A 19,714-nucleotide genomic window follows, 5' to 3' on the forward strand; every position below is an offset into this window, starting at 1 on the left:
AAGAGGTGCTCGCTGTTAAATGGAGTGCTCAAGAGAAGCACTTTCCAGGTCATAATTCGTACACGCCAGGCCGTAGTGTTTTGAGCAGTGACCCCCGCAAGCTTGCCGAAAGTGCTGGAACTGGACAGCAGGTTGGTAATATTCCAGTTGGCATGCCAGGCTCGAAAGAAAGGGTGAATTTTGGTGGGCCTATAGGGACGTATATAGATGGAGCAGGCGTGGCAACACCTACAGCGAATGGAATAATTCACTACTCTAAGGATGGTATCCACATTGTGCCAGCGAGGCCGTGAATAATGTGTTCTCTTGATGATGTGATCGTGATGGCCCGTCTAAATATTCAAAGAGCATTGTTAGGTGAGGTTTCAGGGAAGCTTCGTGCTGTTATATTTTCAGTATCGGGACTGATTCTGAATATTAGATTCTATTTTGACGGAGAAATCGATGATGATGATTTTGAGTCTGCCTCCTGTGTTGAAACTGAGGTGATTGCTGATTACGAGGATGACTGGACGGTTATAGTGAAGTGCTTGCGGCTAGATGCCTCGGAGCCGATACTTGATCAGGGGATTTGGGTATTTAAGCGGCGTGAAATTTAAGAGTAATTAGGTTGGTGCAAAAGCGACAGGTGCCTCGCTAGGCAACGTAGCTAGTAGTATCCATGCAGGCCAGCAAGGCAAGCATATCCTGGGGCATAACAATTTTCTTCCAAAACGCAGTTATCTTAATGAGGGAGTCGATCCTCAAAAACTGTTGAATGGCGCTCATGCGGGAGAGTTTCCTGTCGTAGGTTATGGTTCAAGAGGGCAGCCAATAGTTGATTTTGGCAAAAATATTGGTGTTGATGGCACAACGGGCTTAGCGACAAAATATGGAACAATACATTCAGGTAAAAGCGGAGCGCATATTGTTCCAATAAATCCTACTACTGTCGGAGCGAAACCATGAAAGCTTTACCTGATTGGTTAGTTTTATGTATTTGGCATGCTCTGATTGGTGAGATATATCCGGCAATAAGGGCGATTGCTATTTCCCTGTCAGATGATAGGGAATTATTTATTCGTTACTATCTTGACAGGCCGTCTACAGCCTTTGACTGGGAAAGCTTAGAGGTTATTGCCACAAATATTTCAGCCTCAATTGGTCAAGACAAAATTTCTCACGTAGATTTAGATTGTAAATTTTTGCTTGATTCAATAGGGCGTCTTGAATGTCTCGACGGCTTCATCTACTGTCGCCGAGAATATGATTTGTAGGTGCAAAAGCGACAGGTGCCTCGCTAGACAACGTAACTAGCCGATAGGCAAAAGTAGGGGTTTGTTTTTTACTGTGTTAGTGGATCGTTCTTTAATAATGTGGCTTTGTTTTTGTGTGCTTGCATAGCTCGATGCTTAGCCAAGCTGGGCGGCTATAAAACGCCCATTTTATTTATGAAAACTCAAGTGTTTCACATATAAATGATGGATGGGGTAGGTCACGATTTCGTATAGAAGCGTGGTGGTCTACCCTCATCTACTTTCCTCTATTAATAATCAGATGGCTGCTGGGGGCGTTTTTCTCAGAGCATCGTTTACTAGAAGTTGCGCGTTTTCAATTAGCTGGGCCAGGCCGAAGGTTTGAAGCCGCTGTGATCCGCTTGAAGCAAATGCTTGTTCATTAGCCATGACTGACGCCGAAGCTAAAAGCTCACTTGCATTTACTAATGCTTCTTCGGAGCTCAAGCCAGGCCTCACATTGAAAACACTGTTAGTCATATCGTAATCATCTATTTGTGTTTTCATGAGCAACACTCCAATGCACCACACATTGAATGAGCGTTAACGGCAGAGTACAAACACCTCACCACGACCTTTACTTCAATATCTCGACAGTTTCGATTTGTAGAAAACATCCACTCGATCCTCAGACAGTTAAGAGGCCACCACCTTCGTTGCGACACGAGTGGGTGGTGGACCGTGCGAGGGTCGCAAACCGGTGTCCGAGGGTACCGGCCGGGCAAAAGCCCGCCTCACACGGTCCACCATAGATGCGGTAAGCAGGCATAAAAAAGCGCCTGCTACAGAGCTATGGCGCTACCGCGCCTCAGACTACTTCAGGTTGCGACACCCGGCCACAGGATTTACTGCGACGGCGAATCTTAGCCAAGTTAGTTCCTAAGGCTCAACCTCGTCAGGCCGTGGGAAAGTTCCGAAGCTCGGTAATACGGTAGAAAGGCTTCGAAAAATTCAGTTTCTAATCAACCATAACGATTTATTCCGCTTCTACGGAGGCTAGGCCGCAAAGGCTGGTCACCCAGGTTCGGCATCGGATGTCGGCAAGTTTGCGGCTTATTCAGGGGCTCAGGGCGCAGCACAGGCGGGCTTTGGTACCGCGCTACAAGGTGGCAGCCTTGGTGACAACCTCAAACAATCGCTGGTCTCCCAGGCGCAAGGTGTTCTGCGCGGGGTTGCCTTCAACGCGGTTGGCGACTTTGCGGATCATAAAGAATGGGATAACGCGAGCGTTGAGAAAACGACGCTGCACGCGCTGGTCGGTGGCTTGCTCAGTGAGGCGGCAGGCGAAGGGTTTGTCACAGGGGCGATGGCCGCGGGGGCAAACGAGGCGTTAAGCGAGCGTCTAAGTGCGTTGGTGAAGGGTGACAAACAGCTGGAGCTCGCTGCGTCGCAGTTGGTGGGGCTTACGGCCGCAGCGATAGTTGACGGTGATCTGCAAACCGGGATCGATATTGCCAAAGACGCCACGGCGTATAACCGTCAACTGCATCCTGAAGAGAAGCGTCTGCTAAAGGAAAAAGCGGCTCAACTTACCCGCGAGCGAGGGCAGCCAACGCTGTCGGGATTCAGTTGGGAAGAGTTTCTGACACTGGCCAGCGACAGCCAACTGGACAACGCGGCGGCACAAAAATATGAGGCTTTGCGTGCCCAGTTGAGTCAAGGCGCTCAGCAGGGAAATCCACTGGTTGGAAAGTTCTCCGACGATATGGCTGTTGCCCAAGCCGTTGTAAACCAGATGAGCGCCCAAGGCACGCCGCTGCGATGGAAAGACGGCTCGGTTGTGACTGCGTACGGCAAACCGGTAATAGCTTTCCAGGCTACCGCCCAGCAAAAGGCCGACAGCGGATTATTTGCCGCTAACGGTGCCGGGTCTTATGGGCCGACAGGCGGAACGCTTCAGGCGGATGCCAATCGTTTTGGTGTTAATGCCGCAGTCAATCGTCATCCGGAAATCAGTGTGTTTGATGGATCAAGTGATGCATCGGATAGCACTCGCGAGCGTGTTAAGGATGCGACTGTCGGAGGGCTGAAGGACGTTACTTTACTCGACGTCATGCCGATTGGTCGGGCTGCTGTGGTGGGTCGCAAGGTCGCGGCTACTGTTGAGGCTGAGCTCGCCGAACAAGCGGGTGGTGCGGTATTGCGTGGTAGCGCGACTTATGTCGAGAGCAAGGTTGTGCAGGCCAATACCACGGTGCAATTGAGTGAGACGGTGACATTAGCCAGTGGCAATATTTTGCCGAAGGGGAGTGTCGTTACCGTTTCTGATGATGCTATTAAGGTTGTTTACCCGGATGGGGTAAGTGAAGTAGGCTCTTATAGCAAGGCGTTTTCTCGACCGCTGTTGATTCCTGGTTCAAAAACAACCTTGCCTGTGGCAACCGATCTTGGGAAAGTTTCATTTGATGCTGCTAATGGGGTCGGAACCATATACTCCCCGAAAGTGACAATGAATGCCGGTGAGGTTATATTTGACGACTTTGCTGTAGGTACATCGAAAGGTTTTATTGGCTATGGTCCGGACGGGGCTTCCGAATTAGTGGGGCCGCTTAAGAAACTTCTAGAATACACTCAGTCTCAGGGAGCCAAGACAGTCACCCTTAAAGGTTATTACGCGTCAGAGGAAGGCGCAGCATTAGGGGCGGGGAAAGTGGGCGAGCAATTCTCTTTTAGTTTTCCTGCTACCAAGGAAGGACTTAGAGATTTTTTGAAGGGGCTAAAGTAGTGAGCCATCCAAAGTCAGTGAGCAAGCATCTGAAAAGCCTTAATGTATCTGGTTATGGAGGCTTTATACCTTTCAGTAGTGACCCCGAACTGGGTCAGGGCGTATATGAGGTTTATTTAGATGGCTGTGCCTTAAATATTTTTGAAAAGGGTGTGGTTATAAAATTTGAGGGGAAAAGTGTTGGTATTCTTTATTCTGATATATTAAATATTACTAGTCATCTATCTGCGGCGGTGTTTTCGCAGGCTTCGGCGACCCAGAATGTGAATATTTCAATTCCTTTAGAAATTCATCTTTCGGAGGGTGTTGTGGTTTTTGAGGTTCAGTTGCTTATCTATTCTAGGGTGTTGATTATTTTAAATGATATGCGGCAAAGTTTGAAAAAGTAAAGAGTCAGCCAGGAATAGCACTTACTTAGCAGTTAGCTAGCTGGCTGATGTAGCTGAAAACAATGAAAAAATTTTGACTTATTCTACGGTGGTAGCTGCGAGCGCACACCCTGTCTAGTCCTAAAATAGGTTTATGTCTCATCCTGAATAAAGTTTACGACTTCTGATCTGCCTTTCAGATGGATCAATGGAATCAAGTAAAAAGCGTAGTCAGCGTGACTACACGCTGAGTTTTAAATTGTCGGTCGTCGATCAGGTAGAAAAAGGGGCGTTGAGAAAAGGGGGCAGATTTGAATGGCACATGCTTAACGTCCACGATTATCCACGTTTCTAAAATCGACCCCTTCTGTCTATAAAAGCTGCACATACAGAGAGTATGGCATCCCCCGGCGTACCTCTTATTCCGCTTTCCCAAAAGTCACATTCAGACCAACCAGATCCCCCCAATAAGGACATTCCGTGCTCCAAACCCTCTTCAAAACCGCCGCACTCCTCACGGCATTGTCCCTGACCGGCTGCGTTTCCTACACCGTCACCGGTCCATTGAGTGCTCCTCCCCACCCCGCGAAAGTCAGCAGTCCCCGTACCGCACAAATCGCCGACGTTTCCGTCGCAATCCTAGACGCTGACGAGGCCACACGCACCGCCATCAGCCGTTCACTCACCCATCAGCTCAACCAATACGTCAAGGCCGGTGGCTATTTCAAGGACGTCACCGAATACCCCGTGCGCCTGGGCGAGAACGACGTGGTGCTCAAGTTCAACATGACATCGCTCAAGGGCCATCGCGCGCCGCACCCTGCTTACATCCCGGGGGCTTTATTGACCCTGACGATCTGGATTTGGGTAAACGGGCCCATCTACGTCGACAGTTTCGATATGGCCGGTGATCTGGTGATCGTTGACCGTAACGGTAAAGAACTGGCTGCCGCCAAGCAGCAGATCAAGTTTGAGCACAACGTGGGGCTTTACGGGCGGGAGTATTGGTCGCCGGTGATGGGGGTCAAGAAGTTGAATGAACTGGTGTCAACCCTGCTCGATAACGCCACGGCAAAGTTGGCACAACCACAACTTAAGGAAGAACAAAAATGATCGGTTCAATAAAGCACTGTGTGGTGCTCGCTGCGGTTCTGTTGTCTGGCTGCGTGACGTATTCGCAAAACGAGTTGCCTCCCGTGCAGAAGTGGCCACCCACGGCCAATGCGCCGCAGCAAAAGCCGAAGGTGTTCGTGCGCACCACGGTCATGAATCAAGTCAACGGTGGGCCGGCCAATACGGCTGCGGGAGCTGCGGCAGCGGTTGGGGAAGCGACGGTTACCGAGGGCTTTCGTGAATCTGGGCGTTTTGCGTGGGTGAGTACGGATAAGGCCGAGGCGGATCTCTATGTTGAGGCTACTTTGTACAACAACGAACAGTTCAGCATGGCGTCGGCCATCATTACCGGGGTGACGTTTTTCATAATTCCTTCTACCGCGAAGAACACCTTCACCCTGGAGACTGTATTCAAGGACAAGGACGGCAAGGAGCTTGGCCGCGTGCGCAAGAGTGAATCACTGCGTACCTGGATGCAGTTGCTGTTGATCGTTGCCGTGCCTTTCCGCCAGGACACCCATGAGGTGGTGCAAGCCCTGACCCGCAGCACGTTGGATGAGGCGGTGCAGCGGCGCTTGTTGTAGTCGATTGTTTTATACCTCTAATCGCCAGGGTTCATGGCGATGCCATCTGTCGTACATGGAGTTTTCAAATGAAGCGAAATCCGTTCAAGCAAAAACTGTTGGCCGTAGTGGTCGGTGCAATCAGCGGCCAGGCGTTGGCGGTTGAAGTGGATATTGGTCAAGGCAAGACTAATTGGATAAGCGAGACGTTCAATGAGTCATTAACGCTCACTGGAACACTGACTCAGCCCACGAATCTGACCGCCAACCAAGGCATTAGTAATTGGAGAGGGGTGAGTGTCGCCAATACCAATATCCAGGGATCTTTGGTCAGTCGCGCAGATATTGTGTTGGACGCCGAAAATCGTTTCATTCAAGCGTTTTCCGTGGATCCGGAGATAGTTCAAACCGTCAACCCTGGCCCCAGCACCATCACGGGTGACGTGATCCAGGCCGGAAAAATCACGATGAACAACGGTGGTTATGAAGGTTTTGAAGTCGGTGGGGCCACCATCGGTGGGAGCATTATCAATTCCGGCACCATTCAATCCACTCCGCCAGCCCCCGGCTTACTGGGCGGCGGCAATGGCATTTATTTGCATGGCACCAAGGTGGCGGGCGATGTCTCCAACACCGGTGTCATCGCATTGGTGGGAGATGACGCGCTGGGTATTGCTCTGGACCGGCGCGGTTCGCAGCAGACCAGTATTGCCGGCAAGATACTCAACTCCGGCACGGTCTCGGTGACCGGTAAAGAGGCCTGGGCGTTTGAGGTAGAAACTGCCACCACGCCTTTACGAATCGAAAACAGCGGCTTGATGTCAGCCTCTGGGGCTGACGCCAAAGGCATCGCTTTTTTTGATGGCAGCGTCGACTACATCCTCAATACCGGCACGCTCCAAGCCCAAGGCGCCGACGCCAAAGCGATCGATCTCCTGGGCGCCACCTTCACCCAAAACAGCCCCACCGGCTCCCGCGGCATCATCAACCGCGGCACGATCATCGCCGATGGCACGGCGATTTCCGTCGACGCAGCCGAGCAAACTTCCATCTTCGAAATCAACCAACAAGCCGGTGAAATCCGCAGCAACTCCGGCATCGCCATCGACGCAGCCAACCGCGCCACCCTGAACTGGACCGGCGGCAAAATCGTCGGTGATGTGCTCAACGTCAACGCGATCAACATCGCCGGCCAGGCTGACTTTTCCGGCAGCCGCATCATCGCGCCGGTGTCGATCAACTCGGGCTCTCTGAACCTGTCGGCCCCTGGCACGGCGCTCACCGGTGACCTCAACGTCGCCAGCGGTGCAGGCATTGATATGCGTCTGGCCAACAGCGTGGTACCAACCACGCCATACCTGACGGTCAACGGTGCGGCGAATTTCGCCCAGGCATCAAAAGTGACCTTGAGCGCCACCCCTGGCGATTTCACTGCCGTGCCGAGCGGCACCGAGTACACCTTGCTGCAAGCCAGCAGTGTGCAGAACAACGGTCTGTCGGTTGCCAGCACTTCGTCGTTGCTGGACGTGCTCAGTTACTCGGCCGATGCACAAACGGTCAAGGCCGTGGTGGGCTTGAAGAGCAATCAGCAGGTGCAAGAGGAGCTGACTAGCGCGGGCGCCACTGACCCTGTCGTGACTGTGGTCAACGAAGCAAAAAATGACGTGCTCGGGCAGTTGGCAACGGATGATCCGGTGTTCCAGGCCCTGGCCAACGCGGGCACGGCGCAGCAGTTGGCGCAGGTGGGCGAGCAACTCAAGCCGGACGTCAACCGTGGTGCGCTGGACGTGGCCTTGTCGGGCCAGACGGTGATCAATGGCGCGATCCTCAATCGCCTCTCGGGCCAGCGTGATAATCGCGAAGCCGTGGGTGTGTGGTTGCAAGGCTTGAGCAGCAACATGGATCAGGATGGCCGTAGCGGCGACAACGGTTATTCGGCCAACAGCAGCGGTATGGCGGTGGGTGTGGATGGTCGGTTGAACGACAGCACCACGGTGGGTGTGGCTTACAGCTACCTCAATTCCAACATCCATTCGGACCTGGGTACCAAGACCGACGTGCAGGGCCATGCGCTGTCGTTGTACGGCAACTGGTCGCTGCAGAACTGGTTTGTCGACGGCAGCCTGAGCTACGGCCATAACGACAATGACAGCAAGCGTCGTGTGGCGGGTACTACCGCCAAGGGCAGCTACGACAGCAATGTGTTGTCGGCCAGCGTATTGGGCGGCTACAGCTTCAAGCTGTCGGATGCTGCCGTGATAGAGCCGCGAGTGGCGGCACGTTATTCCAACGTGCGCATGGACAGCTTCACCGAGAAGGGCTCTTCGGCGGCACTGAGCACCGGCTCGCAACGCTATGAAGTGGGCGAGTTGGGCGCGGGTGTGCGCTTGGCCGGCAACTTCCCGTTGGCCACTGGCAGCCTGCAACCGGAAGCCACATTGATGGCCTACCACGACCTGATGGGCGACCGCGTGGCGCAAACCTCCAGCTTTGTGCTGGGCGGTTCGGCGTTTACCGTCACGGGCGCTTCGGTCGCACGTGACAGTTACGAAGCCAGCCTGGGCCTGAATTATCAGGTGTCGGCGCTGACGGTGGGCGCCAGCTATACCCGCCAGGCGCGTAGCGGGTTTGATGCTGATGGGGTGATGGTCAAGGCGCGTTACGCGTTTTAGGGTTCAACCCGAACAGGGGCTCTTTGCGAGCCCCTGTTATCCCCAAAAGCAATAATCTTTTTTTCTTGAAATTTGCTCGCCGATATTTTGTTTTTTTTAATTTTTACTCGACGTTTTTTCACAGTACCCACCCTAATACGCAATTCCCCGCACCCTTTCTTTGTTTAGTATTGGACCCAGTGGCCACTGAGGCCCAATGGGTCACTCTGTTCAAAAAAAGGAGAAGCGACATGATGCCCAAGGATCCTTCCAACAGTGGCCGGCCTGACCTGCTCGCGGCTTGCTGAAATGAACGCGCATACCCCATTGGCGGCCCTCGCCGGTAACTATCTTCACGGCGACATCGTGGCTGCTCACCGACATGACGAGGGCCAGTTGGTCTATGCCATCAACGGTGTGATGCTGGTGTCGGTGCAGCAGACAACCTGGGTGCTGCCTTCTGGGCACGCGCTGTGGGTGCCCCCGGCGATGGAGCATCAGATCCGCATGACCGGCGAGGTGCGTATGCGCACTTTGTTGATCTCGCCGGGGGCGCACGGTCGGTTGGCGCAGGCGTGTGAGGTGATCAGGGTTTCGCCCTTGCTGCGCGAGCTGATTGTGGCTGCGGGCGATGAGCCTGGCAGCCAGCCGGCGTCGTTGCGTCATGTGCAGATTGTCGAGCTGATTTTCTCGGAACTTGACCGTGCGCAAAGGGTGCTGGCGCATGTGCCGATTCCGGATGAGCCGCGGCTCAAGGCGCTATGTGCCGACTTTATCGACAACCCTTCCCAGGAATCGACACTGGAGAGTTGGGCGGCGCAACTCAATATGAGTTCACGCACCCTGGCTCGGTTGTTCCAGAAAGAACTGGGCATGAGTTATGGCGAATGGCGCAAGCGCACGCGCTTGTTGCTCAGCATGCAGCGGCTGGCCAGTGGCGTGTCGATCCTGGAAGTGGCGTTGGAGCATGGCTATCAGAGCCCGAGTGCGTTTACTGCAATGTTCAAACGCACCATGGGTTACACCCCGAGTAACTGTCGATTGGTGTGATTTGATTTGGCGATAGGCTTCCCTGTCAGCCTCGGTCCAAATGTGGGAGGGGGGCTTGCCCCGATGGCGGTGCGTCAGTTACAGATTTGCTGACTGATACTCCCTCATCGGGGCATAGGTATCTACACAACTTCGGTACGACCCTAAACCTGTGGCGAGGGATTTTTGAGGTTCACTCCGCCAGACAAACCACAGGCATTTGTCAAAAAAAAATGCACCAATGCATTAATGAGTTTGCGTATATGCATATGCGCGTCTAGGGTTACCTCGAGCCAGATCGCAACGCCCCCATCAAATATGGGCCACCTTGAACGTCGAAAGCTCAGCAACACCGCTACGCGCTTACCAGCAGGACGCTGGTTTTCATTCATGGAGGATTGAAAAATGTTATCCACTGAAACAACCCGACTCACCGGCGACACACCGCCCAATTGCCTGGTCGGCCATCTGCTCGATCCGCAACTGGTCGAAGTCAAAGCGGCTGCACAGCCCCAAGCAATGGCTGCCGCCAGTCTCAATTTCAGCATGCAGAGACAAACCCAGAGCAATTGGTGCTGGGCGGCGCTCTCTGCCTCGGTCGGCAACTACTATGGCACCGGGTCCTGGACCCAGTGCGGTGTAGCCAGCAGCGAGCTTGACCGCAACTGCTGCAACCAACCTGGACCGTGCAACGTCTACGGCTATCTGGATTCCGCCTTACGAACCACGCGCAGCTATAACGGCATGAATCAAGGCTCGTTGCAGATGTCGGCCATCCAGAACCAGATTAACAGGGGCCGCCCCATCGGTTTGCGTTGTGCCTGGTACGGTGGCGGTGCGCACTTTTTGGTGATCTATGGGACCAACGGCAACTACTTGTTGATCGCAGATTCGATCTACGGTTACTCGACCCGTGCGTTGAACGCGTTCCCCGGTTCGTACAACGGCGGCGGCAATTGGACCAACACTTACTTCACCGTAAAAAACTGAGGAGGGCTGCATCATGCAACTGATTTATCCAAAGGCGCCCTCAAACGGCGTACAGACACTGCGTCCGGCGTTGCAAGCCGCGCTGCAAACCCAGGGCCTGGGGCGCAATCACTCATTCGCGGCCGCCGCACCGGGCAACATCAGGCTGAGCGAAGCCTATCGTGGCTACTCGCTCACCCTCGAGGATTTGACTCACGGTAAAGGTCTGAAAGACGCTGAGGTCGGCGATTGGCATTACTTGGTGTTTGCCGATGGCGTGACGATTGCGGATGCGCAATTGGCCGACGTAGGCGGGCATGTCGAGTTCGCCTCGCTCAACCACGGGCCCCTGGCCGCGGCGACGGTGGATGCGCTGAAAATGGCGGAACAGTCCCCGCAATTGCAAGGTAAAACCGTTGAGCTGCGAGTGCTGTTCATCTCGGCATTGCACGTTGTGGCAATCTGGCTGCACGCAGACAGCGAAGATGTGCTGATCCCGATTGAGCCGACCCCCAAGGAACTGGCGGTCACTCAGTTGTACAGTGAGGCGGCGCTGCTCATGCTGCTCAAACCGGCGGCTGATCAGGCCCGCAAGCGCTTCGAGGCGGACACCAGTGGACTGTTGGGCAGTTGATCAACTCTTAGGTAATCACCGGACACTGTCCGGGTTTGCCTTGTAAATAAAGGCGCCGCCTGTAAAAAGGCGGCGTTGAATGGAGTTTTTCCATGATTCGTGCACCTTGGGGAAGTAAGCAGTATTGGGATGATCGTGAGGCAAAAGATCTGCAATGGATTGAGCGTGCCGGCAAGATTCTGTCGGAGCCTTCGGCTAATCCCGTATATAGAGCGCAATTTACGTTTGACTTTGCCAAAGATAATTTGCGCGCGGCTATACGGGGCTACTCGAGTGGTGGAAATATTACGACGATTGCAACATTCTTCCCCGGCGTTCTGGATGCATGGGAAATTTCCAACCGAGAGTCCGACAAAATATGCGCTGAAAATGATCTTAAGACTTGCCGAGACTGGACCTTCGAACTGACCGATTTAAACCATTACATCTATTGTTTCTGGCTGGTGGGGCTAGCGCTTGCTCTGGAAATTCCCGATGAGCAGTGGCTTCGATTGGTTGCGTTAATAGGTGATGGGGGGCAGGACATTCTGCTGGATCGGATCATTGCGTACCGCCAACCAGAGCGGGAAATTGGGGAGAAGCTGCTACACGCCAAGCCATATGCGAGACTGCTCAAGGCAATTGATGCGCAACAGGCGCAGCAAGCAACTCTACTGCTGGCGTTCGTGGAGCATTGGTATCCAGAGCTGAACAGGCGCGGTAAACAGCAACCGTGGTGGTACATTTATGGTGATCCGGTAATGCACCCACTTGAGATGGGAAGCTACTTCGGCCGCTGGTGTTTTGAGGCGGTCGCCGCCGTGAAAGTATTTGGGCTTGAGGACAGCGATTGCATTGGGCATGAGCACTATCCGGGTGATTTGCTACATCCCAATGAGAAAGTGATACCAACACCTGATTCAAGTGCCGAGTCTGGGTGGTGGGGGCGGTTGCTGGGGCTGAAAAGCCGTAAAGACAGCAAAGGGCACTAGTATTGGTGTGGCAGTGGGAGAAGGGGATATGGTCTCCAATCCGAAATAGGCTTACACCTGTTTCGGGACTAAATATCCTTTTATCCGTCATCTTGCTATATGGCGTGAAGCTAGTGCTGTTTATTCTTTTTTATTAAAAGTCTCGGTATGTATAATAAGGAGAAGTATGAAATCAAGGTAATAAAGTAAATAATAAATAGCACGCCCGAAGAGAATATTGCATATGTGAATATGTGTGTGCCAAACAATCGCCATTTCAAGTTGTGAGTCGCCAGATCATGCGGGTAAAAATAGCTCACGGATATGATCATATAGATAAAGCTCGATAAAACTATCAGGCCGAACAGATATTTGCTGATGGTCATGTTTGCATATTGATCGGCATCGATGATCATCCCCTTGCGGACCTTCAAGAAAAAGATCACCGCAAATATCGGTCCGAACAAGCCAATGTAGTTTGTTATGACTGTGGAGCTGAAAGGGAAGTTAGACGACCAAAACCCTACCACGCCGAGCAGGTAGGTGTTTATGAAGCTTTCAATATTTGTATAGGGCGCGGATGTGGCCTTTGCAGGAAATAAAAAAGCTATGAAAAATATAGGTGCCATGGTCATTGCAATGAATAAATAGGGCAGAGGTATGCACTGTTTGATTGACTTGTTCATTGCTCGGAAATCCTGTTGTACGATTTTTAATCCTAACACGCTGGGCCCGGACAAGACTCGGCTCGCCCGGACCCTTTGTTTTAGTTAAGAATCAGGTTGTTGATCTCATCGACTTTGGCTGCATCAAAATAGGCAGCGGTGGCTGCCATCATCAAGGCCACCACGACGACTCCAGCGGCAGCCGACGCAAAAACAGGAAAGAAGAACGCCATGCTGGTGGCGAGCAAAATTCCAGCACCTGTGCCGACTGCCATCGCTTCAAGTTCAAGCATCAGAGGCTTCCAGTCGCCGGTTTGAAAACCGGAAACGGTTTTCTCGCGGATGGCTTCTGCTTGTACGACTTTACCGACCACACCGAATGCTTTGCCCAAACGGGTGATGTTATCCGCAAAGCTCGCCTTATCCAGTGCATTCAGCGCATCAACCACTGCTTGGGTGTCCAACGCATTCAGTTTCATAGCGGGGTTAGCGCTGATTTTCTCAAAGGTCGCCATTGCTTCCGCATAACTTCTGACTTTCTTGCCAGCGATCTCAGCCTGCATGTCTTGGGCGACTTTGCTCAAGTTGGCACCATATTTTTGAAGCATTTGTTCGTTGGCGGTCGATACGAAGCTGACAGCGTCTGTATAGGCAGCCTTTTCATCGGGTGTGAGCTCTTTGGTAACGGTAACTGCGGTTTCGCCTTTGATCACGACCTCAAAGGGCATAGCGCCATGAGCGTCAAATACGCTTTGAAGCGTATTTGCAGCCGCTTCGCCGATGGCCGCTTTGAAACCGGCAGGCATCGAATCGTAGGTGTGGTTGGCGGCGGATACAGAGCCGTTAAATTGATAACTACCGTCTTGACCCTTATTGAGGGTGCCTTGCAAGGTCAGGGAAAGATTGTCTATCCACGTTGCAAGCTGCCAGGACGTGGCGTCTGGCGTAAAAGGAATATTGCCAATGGAAATCGGCGACGTTCCAATTGGCGCTGAGGCTAGAACATCATTGAACACAGCGCTTGAGATGCTCGGTGAGTTCAGCCCGAATAGGTTGATTGAGGTTTCGGTTGGAGTACCTTTGCCGTAAAGAAAGTGCCCAACGGCCGCGACCGGAGTCAGGTCACCGCCCGAGAGGCCTGGAGAGGAGGTTACGCCACCTGATTGGAAATATTGCTGGGCGTAATTCAGACCATGGCCAGAAGTCAGGCCCGGATTAAAGTAAAGATAGCTATCTGCAAACGGCACCGATTGCAAATCATGGACGATCCCTGGCGCTGGCCCCCCTGTCATTCCCCAGGTGACCTGTTCGTTGGCGATTTTGATTAGCATCTCGCGCCACAACCCCTGGCGATAATAAGCAAAGCGCTCCAGCATCTGCCCTTGGAACACAACTGCCGGGTTCGGCGCGGGAAACGGCAGGCCTCCAGGATTTGCCGGGTAACCGGGCTCGGTGGCAGTGACGACGATGGGTGGAAGAACGATAGTCATGAGTCGATATCCTTATCGATATATATTTCGGTCAATTGTTGGGAATTACCCCTCTGGCTCGGCCTCGCCGCGCTGCTCGTCGGTAGCGATGAATCGGCATAAGATGAGGCCTACTGATACTGTGTATTCATACAGTGAAGTTTTCAAGGAAAAATATGCATTTGTGCATTTTTTCTGATGTGCGGGTTATTTGCGCACTCAAGACGCGCCGAACGCTCCTGGCGGTCTGCCCTAAAAAGGAGAAACGATATGATGCCCACAACCTCTTCCTGCAATTGCCGACATAGCTCGCTTCCCCCAAGACGAGCAAACCCCGCGATGGCCTGCTACAGCGCCATGCCAGGAGTTGTGTAGAGACCTATGCCCCGATGGCGTTGGGGCAGTTACAGATTTGCTAACTGACACTCCCTTATCGGGGCATAGGTCTCTACACAACTTTGGCATGGCCCTGAACCTGTGGCGAGGGAGCTTGCTCCCGTGGCGGCCTGACAGCCACCGACTATCTAAATGATGCGACGCGATCCAAATGTGGGAGCTGGCTTGCCTGCGAAGGCGGCCTGACAGCCGACCAGGATGTTGGATCAGACCGAGTACATATCCGTTGCTGCGGTAACGGCCGCTTATGGTTTCGCTCTTACAGCGACTCACTTTTGGAGACGCCCAAAAGTAAGCAAAAGGCCTTCGCCCCACCACTCGGCACCTCGCTCAGGCTCGGTGTGCCCGTAATCCGACAGGGATTTGGGGGGCCGCCGCCACGCGCCATCCATGGCGCGGGGCGGCTAAACCGGCATCCCTGCCGGTTTACCCCCCAAATCCCTGTCGAATTCCGGCCAGCGTGGTTTGACGGGGCGCCTGAGATCAAAAGCAGATCAAGATCAAGAGCGGCTCGCTTCGCATCGTGGTTACTGATGGTTGCTACGTCAGAGTTGTGTAGATACCCATGCTTATCGGGGGCAAGCCCCCTCCCACATTTGGATCGAGTACTGCCAAGCCACCTCGCACCTTGTCCCAATCAAAACGATGGTTGTCCAGAACTCGGGAGATGCGCACCCCGCTGCGCTTTTACCCTGCGTCTCTACTTGGCCTTCTGGATTTACTCGATGGGTTCGCCTTCTTTTTCCCCACGGCATGGCCGTCTCTCGCTGCTCGGCGTGGCGGTGGCGTTGTTGGCGGGTTGTTCATCCTGGGTCGCGCATACGCCGGCACAGCCACATCCCGAACGAATCAATGCCCTGAGCCATCTGCCGCAAGGTGTTTCGGCCCAGGCATTACCCGAGCGCTGGTGGCAGTTGTACAACGATCCACAGCTCGATGGGCTGGTGCAGCAGGCATTGCTGCACAACCGTGACCTGGTAGCGGCCCAGGCCCATGTGCAGGCGATGCTGGCCGGGATCATGCAGGCTGATGCCGAGCGCTGGCCGTCCACCCAAGCGTCATTGGGTGCCGCTTACGGCAAGACCGCCGATGACCAGACCCTGGCCAAGGCCACCGATAGCCATGCACCGTCGGAATGGGCGTTCAACCCAGGCATGGAATTGGCGTATCAAGTGGATGTGTGGGGCCAGGTCCAGCGCACGATCGAACGAGCCCAGGTGCAAGCCGCGGCGGCGCAGGACGCCGAAGACCTGTTGCGCATCACGGTCGTGGCGCAAACCACCCGCGCCTATGTGAATGCTTGTGCCCTCGGTGTTCGTGCCAAGGTCCAGCGTCATTCGTTGGACGTGGTCGGGCGCAGCCTGGCGTTGATTGATCGCCAGCGCCAGGCCGGTGTGGTGACGGACCTTGAATACACGCGTATGCAAGCCTTGCAGGGCGAAACCCAAGCCTTGCTGCCGATGCTGGAGGCGCGTCGACAGGCTGCGCTGTACGAACTGGCAATGCTGACCGGCGTGGCTGATTTGGAGCAAGGCGCTGGCGCTGCGAGCTGTGAGGTGGTTCCACACCTCAATGCCGAACTGCCGGTGGGCGATGGCTGGCAATTATTGGCGCGCCGCCCCGACATCCGTCAGGCCGAGAGAGCGTTGCAGGCGGCCACGCTGCAAGTGGATATCGTCCAGGCCGACCTGTACCCCAAGGTCACCTTCGGCGCTTCAGTGTCTTCCTCAGCCAACAAATTCCATGAGCTGGGCGATAGCAGCGCGGTGATGTTCGGCATTGGCCCGCTGATCACCTGGCAGTTCCCCAATTGGCGCGCCAACCGCGCGCGGGTCAAGCAGGCCCGGGCGCTTGAGCAGGTAGAGGTGGCGCAATTCGAGGCCAGCGTGCTCAAGGCCCTCAAGGAGGTGCGCCAGGCCCTGGCGTTATACGACGGCGAACGCCAGCGCCACGCGGCCTTGAGCCAGGCACTGGACAGCAGCCGCCACGCCTACAGGTTGGCCCAATTCAACTACGCCGCCGGGTCTATCGACTTTCTGGACGTGCTGGACAGCGAGCGTGAACTGATCCGCTTGCAGGCCACTCGCGCCGACGCCGACGGCCAGTTGCTGCAACGCCAGATCAGCCTGTTTCGGGCGCTTGGCGGTGGTTGGCAGCCTTCAGCGCCCACCCACGCTCACACCACTTTTTCCGGTACCCAGCCATGAATATCGCCGTTGATGAAAAAACTGCTGTCCAGGATGAACAGGCGCATACGCGCAAGCAACGTCGCAAAAGGCATCTGCTCTTGCTGGGCGGCGCCGCGCTGTTGATCGCTGCGGTGGTGTTCGGCGTGTACTGGATGACGGTCGGCCGCTACCTGGAACAGACCGATGATGCCTATGTGCGGGCCGACTGGATTCCCATCAGCCCGAAGGTCTCAGGCTATGTGGCCGAGGTGGTGGTGGAGGACGATCAGCCCGTCAAGGCCGGGGACGTGCTGGTGCGCATCGAGGACCGTGACTACCAGGCGCGCTTGGCACAGGCCCGCGCACAACTGGCCGAAACCCAAGCCTCGGTGGCGGCGCAAGAGGCCAACCTGCACGTCACCGACAGCCTGATCGCCCAGCAGAAGGCCGGCGTTGCCCAGGCTGAGGCTCACGCCCGCAGTGTGGCCGCAGAATTGCGCCGCGCAAGCCTCGACCAGCGCCGCTACGAAGGCTTGGTGCGCGACCACGCCGCCAGCGCCCAGCGTCTGGAAACAGCCGCCGCCAGTTACACCCAGGCCAATGCCGCGGTGGAAATTGCCAAGGCCATGCAACGCCAACAGGAAACCCGCTTGACCGTGGCCGTCACCCGACGCCAATTGGCCCAAGCCTCGCTCCAGCAACAGATAGCACGGCGCAGCCAGGCCGAGGCGCAGTTGAACCTGGCGGCTCATGCCTTGGAGGACACCTTGATCCGCTCGCCCATCGACGGCGTGGTAGGGCAGCGCAAAGTGCGCACCCGCCAGTACGTCGCGCCAGGCTTGCCGCTGCTGGCAGTGGTGCCCTTGCAGCAGGCCTACGTGGTGGCCAACTACAAGGAAACCCAATTGCGTGACATGCGCGCCGGCCAACCCGTGGACATCAGCATCGACAGCTATTCAGGACGCAAGCTCAAAGGCCATGTGGTGAGTTTCTCGCCAGCTTCCGGGGCGGTGTTCGCACTGTTGCCGTCGGACAACGCCACCGGCAACTTCACCAAGATCGTGCAGCGCTTTCCAGTGAAGATCGTCATTGATGAGCATGACGAGGGCGGGCCAGTTTTGCCGGGCATGTCGGTGATCACCACGGTGGACACCCGCCCAGATGAGCAGGGCGCTGCACATGACTGAAGCCGCTGAAAAGAACGTCTCCTTTCGCGCCTGGGTGGCGGTAATCGGCGGGCTGTTCGGTTGTTTCATGGCCGGCATGAACGTGCACGTGACCAGCGCCGCGCTGCCGGAGATCGAGGGTTCCCTGGGGGCGACGTTCGAGGAAGGCTCGTGGATCTCCACCGCCTACCTGGTCGCGGAGATCGTGATGATCCCGCTCACCGCGTGGCTGGTGCAGGTGTTCTCCCTGCGCCGGGTGATGCTCGTCGGCTCGTTTGTGTTCCTGGTGGCGTCGATTGCCTGTTCCTGGGCGCCCAACCTTGCGGTGATGATCATCATTCGGGTGATCCAGGGCGCGGCCGGCGCCGTGCTGATCCCGTTGTCATTCCAGTTGATCATCACCGAGCTGCCGCCCGGCAAGATCGCAATGGGCATGGCCCTGTTCGCCCTGTCCAACAGCGTCGCCCAAGCCGCCGGGCCGTCCATTGGCGGCTGGCTGACCGATGCCTATTCCTGGCGCTGGATCTTCTACTTGCAACTGGCTCCCGGCATTCTTTTGCTGCTGGCGGTGGCGTGGTCCATCGATGCCAAACCCATGCAGTTGAGCCTGCTCAAGCGCGGCGACTGGAGCGGCATCATCGCCATGATCGTCGGCCTGGGGGGCTTGCAGATTGTGCTGGAAGAGGGCGGGCGCAAGGATTGGTTCGGCTCCGATTTCATCGTGTGGATGTCGCTGGTCGCAGGCGTTGCCCTGGTGTATTTCGTACTGTCGCAGCTGTATGGCACCCGCGCTTTTATCAACCTGCGCCTGCTCAAAAGCTACAACTTCGGAGTGGCCAGCGCGGCGATGTTCATCTTCGGCGGGGCCACGTTCGGCCTGGTATTCCTGGTGCCCAATTACCTCTCCCAGTTGCAGGGTTACAACGCTCGGGAGATTGGTATCAGCCTGATCGCCTACGGCATGGTGCAACTGGTACTGGCGCCGTTTATGCCGCGCCTGATGAAGTGGCTCAATCCGAAACTGATGGTCGCCAGTGGCTTTTTCATCATGGCGCTGGGGTGTTATCTGGGGGCGCATCTGGATGTGGATAGCGCCGCTAACGTGATCATTCCTTCCACGGTGGTGCGCGGTATCGGACAGCCGCTGATCATGGTGGCGCTGTCGGTACTGGCGGTGTCCGGGCTGGCCAAAGACGAAGCCGGCTCTGCCTCGGCGTTGTTCTCCATGCTGCGTAACCTTGGCGGTGCCGTGGGTACGGCGGGCCTGACGCAGATCGTCGCCCTGCGCGAACGCTTTCACTCCGAGCGGGTAGGGGAGTCGATCACACTGTTTTCCCCGTCCTTGCAGGAACGCCTGCGCGCCAGCATGGCTGACAGCGAGGGCTTTATCTTCAACCAACTGTTGCCCGCTCAACAGCAGGTTATCGAGGGCTTGATCCACATCGTGCGTCGCGAGGCGTACCTGATGGCCTATAGCGATGCGTTCTATGTGTCCTGTATCGCGTTGATCTTGTGTGGTGTCGCGGCCTTGGCATTACGGCAGTCAGCCAAGAACGCTTAACCACGCCAAGGAG

The 19,714-nt window shown here is 55.2% G+C and carries 18 protein-coding genes and 1 pseudogene; 17 read left to right on the forward strand and 2 right to left on the reverse strand.

The window, feature by feature from the left end:
• The first annotated feature begins 5 nt into the window (after positions 1-5).
• From QMK52_RS27395 to QMK52_RS13250, 4 genes are read left to right on the forward strand one after another with little or no spacing between them, the layout of a single operon-like run.
• On the forward strand, positions 6-293 hold the full coding sequence (locus tag QMK52_RS27395) for a polymorphic toxin type 50 domain-containing protein (protein WP_413817839.1): 288 nt from the start codon (positions 6-8) through the stop codon (positions 291-293).
• A 30-nt stretch (positions 294-323) separates the two neighbouring features.
• Complete coding sequence (locus QMK52_RS13245; protein ID WP_192984039.1) at positions 324-599, forward strand: hypothetical protein; 276 nt, start codon at positions 324-326, stop codon at positions 597-599.
• A 58-nt stretch (positions 600-657) separates the two neighbouring features.
• Complete coding sequence (locus QMK52_RS27400) at positions 658-948, forward strand: polymorphic toxin type 50 domain-containing protein (RefSeq protein ID WP_413817846.1); 291 nt, start codon at positions 658-660, stop codon at positions 946-948.
• Entirely contained in the window at positions 945-1,256 is a 312-nt protein-coding gene (locus QMK52_RS13250; RefSeq protein WP_320404167.1) for a colicin, read from the forward strand. The genes QMK52_RS27400 and QMK52_RS13250 overlap by 4 nt, the downstream gene beginning before the upstream one ends.
• Before the next feature lie 276 nt (positions 1,257-1,532).
• On the opposite strand, the gene QMK52_RS13255 is transcribed toward QMK52_RS13250, so the two are convergent.
• A complete protein-coding gene (locus QMK52_RS13255; protein ID WP_320404168.1) occupies positions 1,533-1,781 on the reverse strand; it encodes a DUF6124 family protein in 249 nt (82 codons plus the stop codon).
• A 574-nt stretch (positions 1,782-2,355) separates the two neighbouring features.
• Between QMK52_RS13255 and QMK52_RS13260 the strand changes: the two are divergent.
• From QMK52_RS13260 to QMK52_RS13305, 10 genes and pseudogenes are all read left to right on the forward strand, one after another.
• Positions 2,356-2,529: pseudogene (locus QMK52_RS13260) on the forward strand (DUF637 domain-containing protein); the annotation flags it as partial.
• Positions 2,530-2,538: 9 nt separating this feature from the next.
• Positions 2,539-3,999, forward strand: coding sequence for a hypothetical protein (locus QMK52_RS13265; protein ID WP_320404169.1), 1,461 nt, complete (start codon positions 2,539-2,541; stop codon positions 3,997-3,999).
• Positions 3,999-4,388: a hypothetical protein gene (locus tag QMK52_RS13270; protein ID WP_320404170.1), complete on the forward strand. Its 390-nt coding sequence runs from the start codon at positions 3,999-4,001 to the stop codon at positions 4,386-4,388. The genes QMK52_RS13265 and QMK52_RS13270 overlap by 1 nt, the downstream gene beginning before the upstream one ends.
• Positions 4,389-4,847: 459 nt before the next feature.
• Positions 4,848-5,480 carry a hypothetical protein gene (locus QMK52_RS13275; protein WP_122733607.1) on the forward strand — a complete coding sequence of 211 codons (633 nt, stop codon included), beginning with the start codon at positions 4,848-4,850 and terminating at the stop codon, positions 5,478-5,480.
• Entirely contained in the window at positions 5,477-6,064 is a 588-nt protein-coding gene (locus QMK52_RS13280) for a hypothetical protein (RefSeq protein WP_216092030.1), read from the forward strand. Before QMK52_RS13275 ends, QMK52_RS13280 begins: the two co-directional genes overlap by 4 nt.
• Positions 6,065-6,132: 68 nt before the next feature.
• The gene (locus tag QMK52_RS13285) at positions 6,133-8,715 is read left to right on the forward strand and encodes an autotransporter outer membrane beta-barrel domain-containing protein (protein WP_320404171.1); all 2,583 of its coding nucleotides are present in this window, start codon (positions 6,133-6,135) and stop codon (positions 8,713-8,715) included.
• 288 nt (positions 8,716-9,003) lie between these two features.
• Positions 9,004-9,744, forward strand: a complete 741-nt coding sequence (locus tag QMK52_RS13290) for a helix-turn-helix transcriptional regulator (protein WP_320404172.1) — start codon at positions 9,004-9,006, stop codon at positions 9,742-9,744.
• A 384-nt stretch (positions 9,745-10,128) separates the two neighbouring features.
• Positions 10,129-10,713, forward strand: a complete 585-nt coding sequence (locus QMK52_RS13295) for a papain-like cysteine protease family protein (RefSeq protein WP_005790869.1) — start codon at positions 10,129-10,131, stop codon at positions 10,711-10,713.
• Positions 10,714-10,726: 13 nt separating this feature from the next.
• On the forward strand, positions 10,727-11,326 hold the full coding sequence (locus QMK52_RS13300) for a hypothetical protein (protein ID WP_005790867.1): 600 nt from the start codon (positions 10,727-10,729) through the stop codon (positions 11,324-11,326).
• Positions 11,327-11,418: 92 nt separating this feature from the next.
• A complete protein-coding gene (locus tag QMK52_RS13305) occupies positions 11,419-12,297 on the forward strand; it encodes a PoNe immunity protein domain-containing protein (RefSeq protein WP_005790865.1) in 879 nt (292 codons plus the stop codon).
• A gap of 745 nt (positions 12,298-13,042) precedes the next feature.
• On the opposite strand, the gene QMK52_RS13310 is transcribed toward QMK52_RS13305, so the two are convergent.
• Entirely contained in the window at positions 13,043-14,431 is a 1,389-nt protein-coding gene (locus QMK52_RS13310; protein ID WP_005790861.1) for a lipid II-degrading bacteriocin, read from the reverse strand.
• A 1,100-nt stretch (positions 14,432-15,531) separates the two neighbouring features.
• Here QMK52_RS13310 and QMK52_RS13315 point away from each other — a divergent pair.
• Genes QMK52_RS13315 through QMK52_RS13325 form a run of 3 tightly spaced genes read left to right on the forward strand, consistent with a single transcriptional unit; the run spans position 15,532 to position 19,701 of the window.
• A complete protein-coding gene (locus QMK52_RS13315; RefSeq protein ID WP_005790859.1) occupies positions 15,532-17,013 on the forward strand; it encodes a TolC family protein in 1,482 nt (493 codons plus the stop codon).
• Positions 17,010-18,161, forward strand: coding sequence for an HlyD family secretion protein (locus tag QMK52_RS13320; RefSeq protein WP_005790857.1), 1,152 nt, complete (start codon positions 17,010-17,012; stop codon positions 18,159-18,161). The genes QMK52_RS13315 and QMK52_RS13320 overlap by 4 nt, the downstream gene beginning before the upstream one ends.
• Positions 18,154-19,701: an MDR family MFS transporter gene (locus QMK52_RS13325; protein ID WP_005790856.1), complete on the forward strand. Its 1,548-nt coding sequence runs from the start codon at positions 18,154-18,156 to the stop codon at positions 19,699-19,701. The genes QMK52_RS13320 and QMK52_RS13325 overlap by 8 nt, the downstream gene beginning before the upstream one ends.
• Positions 19,702-19,714: the final 13 nt, after the last annotated feature.

This window comes from Pseudomonas sp. P9_2 (genome assembly GCF_034008255.1).
Lineage (GTDB): Bacteria > Pseudomonadota > Gammaproteobacteria > Pseudomonadales > Pseudomonadaceae > Aquipseudomonas > Aquipseudomonas synxantha_A.